Raw genomic sequence first — 4389 nt, 5'->3', positions numbered from 1 at the left:
GAAATAGGTGACATTTTGCGCTTTTTTAGCCGAGTTAGAAACACTGGCTACTGTTCAACTTCTTAATCGCAGTTTCCTTAACCGTTATTATGGTTGAAATTACCAGTGCCAATATGGAAACGGAAGTGTTGCTGTATCACCGTTTGGTAGATATCTCTATCGGCAGTACTATTGGTACTATTGGTATTATTGGTGGCACAATCTTTCATCGCACATCTTTGCTTAAATATATCGAATCTAAAATGAATGAAAAAAGCTCTTTGTCTGGCCGAAAACCGACCTAATAGTGATATTTCAACCTAACTTTCAAGTTACCTCGGGCAAACGCAAAATCTGTTGCTGACGAGCTCTGTGTATTGATTTTGTGGGTGATTGCGTAGCAGCGTTCATTGTTTTTATTTTTTCAAAATAAGCCTCACTGATCTGTTAAGTTCTCTTAAGGGTTTGCCCCCACTAGTATTAAAAGGTTAAACGGACGTAATAGGCAGATAAATGCTCAGAACATGCAATTTTTTGAGAGTACAGGTAGCTAACTGTTCCAGTTTGTAGATAGTGCCCCAAGTAATAAATGTCATGTGGGCATGGTTGGCGTGTGGCTAAGTGGCGTTAACTAAGGCTTTGCCCAATCAGCCCTGATGCCCAAGGGGTAAGTAAAGTGTTATAACAAATCAAATATGAGGCGAAGATTTAAATTGAAACTATAAATTCTCTATATGTATAAAAATGAAAATATAGTTTCACTTTAACCGGCTTGCCATATCAAATAGTCACTTTACTCAAAGGTAAAAGTGAAGCTATATTTTTACTATCTGAATATTTAAGAAAATATAGTCTCACTTTCAAATATTCGACTCACTCAGAGCTTTTGCTCAGCGTTGATCTTGATACCCATCAGCACGCTTCCCCTCTTCACAAAAGTAACAACATTGTCGTATATTCAGTTGCCTTTGCTCTCTGAAAAGGTACACTTTCACTCTCATTTATATTGCCAAGCCGTATAGATGCATGCATTTTCGCTAATATTATCCGAATATTCGTACCTTAAAAATAATTCGATGACTTCATTAGGCCTATAAAGAACTTCATGAAAAGATTAGAAGACTCCCTGACACTACAACTATTAAGAGCACGAGAGTCTTCCATGGCTTTTTTCCGACCAGTGTTACAAAAGGCAGGATTTACCGAACAGCAGTGGCGCGTTTTACGGGTGTTAAACGATCATAAAGAATTGGAAGCCAAACAACTGGCGGATTTATGCTGTATTCTCAGCCCAAGCCTAACGCGCATCATCACGCGTTTCGAAGAGGATGGTCTGCTAAAGAGAAAAAAATCTCCGACCGATCAACGCATCTCATTGCTGTCCCTAACACCCAAAGCCAATAAAATTGTCAAAGAGTTTCGTCCAGAAGTGGATGCGTCTTATCAGCGAATTATTGAAAAATTGGGCGAAGAGAGGATGAAAGAACTTAGCCGCCTCCTGAGCGATATTATCGCACTAGAAAGCAGCCACGATTGAGTCGGATATAACTAGCAGTTGTTAGCCAGCAAACTATAGCTGGATAAACGGTCAGCCTGACTATAAGTAACGGTAACTAAAGAAATTTCATCCGTGTTGAAAGTCTGCGAAAAAACCTCAAATTCCGACCAACATTGCTCTGGGGTACCAATGGTATAACTGGCTTCAACACGATCAAATAACGCTTGATGAGACACGGGCATGGTACGGTAACGATCGCGCACTTCCGATGGTGTCAAAAAGTCCTCACGTTGACCAATTTGCGAAGCAAACTTGCGATACACCGCTGTACCCGCTCGTAATTTCGCTTCCTCTTCTGTTTCCGCGCAGATACAAGCGATAGACAACATACGCTGTAGCGTATGCTCGTGACCTGCCTCTTTCCATGCCTTTTCATGTTCTTCAAAAATGCGTGGATGACAACTATCCAGATCGATAAAACGCGCTAACGCCAAATGATAACCAAGTTGACCTGCCAGCTTAGCACTGCCGCCACTGGAGCCTAACATCCACAACTCTGGCACATCGCGCATTTCTGGCATTACGTGAATCGCTGACAAAGGGTGCTCTGTATCAAATGAACCCCGCAAAAACTGGGCAAGTAACTCCGCTTGCTCAACGTAATACTGGCCATTCGAAGGTTGATTAGGATACGCAAGTGCAGCCGATGTAAGTCTAGAGCCTCCCGGGGCGCGCCCCACACCAAGGTCAATACGACCAGGAAAGAGAGACGCCAACATGGCAAAACACTCCGCTACTTTCAAGGGGCTGTAGTTCGACAGCATCACACCACCACTGCCAACCTTGATGTTTTTAGTCACGCTGGCTAAGTGCGCCACCAGGATCTCGGGGCAAGGGTTGGCAAAGTGCACACTGTCATGGTGTTCCGCTACCCAATAACGATGGTAGTCCAATTCATCGCACAACTTGGCTAATTCCACTGACAATAAAGGGGCCTCTTTTTTACTGTGGGAACCATGCACAGGTGTTTGATCTACAACCGATAATTTTATCGCCATCATTTATTCTCGCTGCTGATAGGAATGAATTTTGAGGAAAATAAGGCTTAAAAATCGCCTCAAAAAATTAGTTAACATGTTAACCTGTTTACTTTGAATGATGAAGTCTAGATAATGGTTAATACAATTAAAACTCTAAATAGGTAGTACGCATGTTAAAAGATATGTCTCTTCTTAAGTCTCGCTGTTTAGTCAATGGTGAATGGGTTGACGCCACAGCAAAAACCACCCACCCAGTCACTAACCCTGCCACGGGCGAGGTAATTACACATATTCCTCACCTGAGCGCAGAAGAAATCCCTGCGGTAATTGACGCATCGAAGCAAGCACAAAAGAAATGGGCAGCTCTACCAGCAAAAGAACGTGCTGCTATTTTGCGACGTTGGTTTGAACTCATGCTAGAAAACGCAGACGACCTTGCCATGATCATGACTACTGAGCAAGGTAAGCCCTTGGCTGAAGCCAAAGGCGAAATCACCTATGCCGCCTCTTTCATTGAGTGGTTTGCCGAAGAAGCAAAACGCATTTACGGCGATACTATCCCAGCGCCTCGTGCAGACCAACGCCTAACGGTGATTCGCCAGCCTATTGGTGTCACCGCTGCGATCACACCATGGAACTTCCCTGCCGCCATGATTACTCGAAAAGCCGCACCTGCTCTGGCTGCCGGTTGTTCAATGATCGTTCGCCCAGCCGATTTAACGCCACTCACCGCGTTGGCGATTGCTGAATTAGCACAGCGTGCTGGCGTACCTGCTGGGGTATTTCAAGTGGTCACCGGCTCAGCAAGTAAAATTGGTAAGGTGCTCACAGACAGTCATATTGTTAGTAAGCTGTCATTTACCGGATCAACAGAAGTTGGTCGTTTATTGATGGCACAATGTGCAGACACTATTAAAAAAGTGTCTCTCGAATTAGGTGGTAATGCGCCCTTTATCGTCTTTGATGATGCAGACTTAGACAAAGCCGTCGAAGGCGCCATGGCTTCAAAATACCGCAATGCAGGACAAACTTGTGTATGCGCCAACCGCATTCTAGTACAAAGTGGTGTTTATGAAGCATTTGCTGCTAAATTGGCTGAAAAAGTAAAAGCATTAAAAGTTGGCAATGGCGTTGATGCTGGTACTGACATTGGCCCTATGATCGAAGACAAGGCTATTGTTAAAGTTGAAGAACATATTAAAGACGCAGTAAGTAAAGGCGCGACCTTGGTGTACGGCGGAGAGCGATTAGGAGGTTTGTTTATCTCACCTGCTATATTAACGGGTGTCACACCGGAAATGAATGTTGCTCAAGAAGAAACCTTTGGACCACTTGCGCCTTTGTTCTCTTTTGACACCGAAGAAGAAGCCATCGCGATGGCAAATGACACCATCTTTGGTCTAGCCGCTTACTTCTTTACCCGAGATCATGGCCGCATGGTTCGAGTTTCAGAAGCGTTAGAATACGGCATGGTGGGACACAACACTGGGTTAATCTCTAATGAAGTCGCTCCTTTTGGTGGTATCAAGCAATCTGGTTTAGGTCGAGAAGGATCTAAATACGGCATCGAAGACTACCTAGAAATGAAATACATTTGCAGTTCTATTGATTAAGTAACTTCGTGTTTTAAGCGTTACGAGACCGACATTACCTAGTATTTTCTCAGCCTCAAATATCAGTTAGTACCTGTCTATCGGGACAGTTACTAACTGACATTAAATAACTAGCTTCTATTTTCCGGTGTAGATGTCTCCGTATTCAGAACACATTTTTGAAAATCGAGCAGCAGGATTGGCCACCTAAAATCGGCTAGGGAGCACCCTCCGAAGGAGGAGGGTGGGGAATAGCCAAAGATGCGTAGCATCTTAATGT

Annotated in this window: 4 protein-coding genes; 3 read left to right on the top strand and 1 reads right to left on the bottom strand. The window is 43.8% G+C overall.

The window, feature by feature from the left end:
• The first annotated feature begins 89 nt into the window (after positions 1 to 89).
• Positions 90 to 284 carry a hypothetical protein gene (locus J9B83_RS15580; RefSeq protein ID WP_236037356.1) on the top strand — a complete coding sequence of 65 codons (195 nt, stop codon included), beginning with the start codon at positions 90 to 92 and terminating at the stop codon, positions 282 to 284.
• An 800-nt stretch (positions 285 to 1084) separates the two neighbouring features.
• Positions 1085 to 1516 carry a homoprotocatechuate degradation operon regulator HpaR gene (hpaR, locus tag J9B83_RS15575; protein WP_211537710.1) on the top strand — a complete coding sequence of 144 codons (432 nt, stop codon included), beginning with the start codon at positions 1085 to 1087 and terminating at the stop codon, positions 1514 to 1516.
• A gap of 11 nt (positions 1517 to 1527) precedes the next feature.
• Here the strand turns inward: hpaR and J9B83_RS15570 are convergent, their stop codons facing one another.
• Complete coding sequence (locus J9B83_RS15570) at positions 1528 to 2538, bottom strand: MsnO8 family LLM class oxidoreductase (RefSeq protein ID WP_236037355.1); 1011 nt, start codon at positions 2536 to 2538, stop codon at positions 1528 to 1530.
• Positions 2539 to 2687: 149 nt separating this feature from the next.
• On the opposite strand from J9B83_RS15570, the gene J9B83_RS15565 reads away from it, so the two are divergent.
• Entirely contained in the window at positions 2688 to 4130 is a 1443-nt protein-coding gene (locus J9B83_RS15565) for an NAD-dependent succinate-semialdehyde dehydrogenase (protein WP_211537709.1), read from the top strand.
• Positions 4131 to 4389 lie beyond the last annotated feature (259 nt).

The sequence above is a fragment of the Marinomonas vulgaris genome (genome assembly GCF_018145875.1).
GTDB classification, from domain to species: domain Bacteria; phylum Pseudomonadota; class Gammaproteobacteria; order Pseudomonadales; family Marinomonadaceae; genus Marinomonas; species Marinomonas vulgaris.
Note: the sequence above shows the minus strand (reverse complement) of the source record. Positions and strands in the feature narration are given on the sequence as shown.

Excerpts from the sequence above, each read along its gene's own strand:
- J9B83_RS15580 (WP_236037356.1), top strand. The coding sequence starts at position 90 with ATGGTTGAAATTACCAGTGCCAATATGGAAACGGAAGTGTTGCTGTAT.
- hpaR (WP_211537710.1), top strand. The coding sequence starts at position 1,085 with ATGAAAAGATTAGAAGACTCCCTGACACTACAACTATTAAGAGCACGA.
- J9B83_RS15570 (WP_236037355.1), bottom strand. The coding sequence starts at position 2,538 with ATGATGGCGATAAAATTATCGGTTGTAGATCAAACACCTGTGCATGGT.
- J9B83_RS15565 (WP_211537709.1), top strand. The coding sequence starts at position 2,688 with ATGTTAAAAGATATGTCTCTTCTTAAGTCTCGCTGTTTAGTCAATGGT.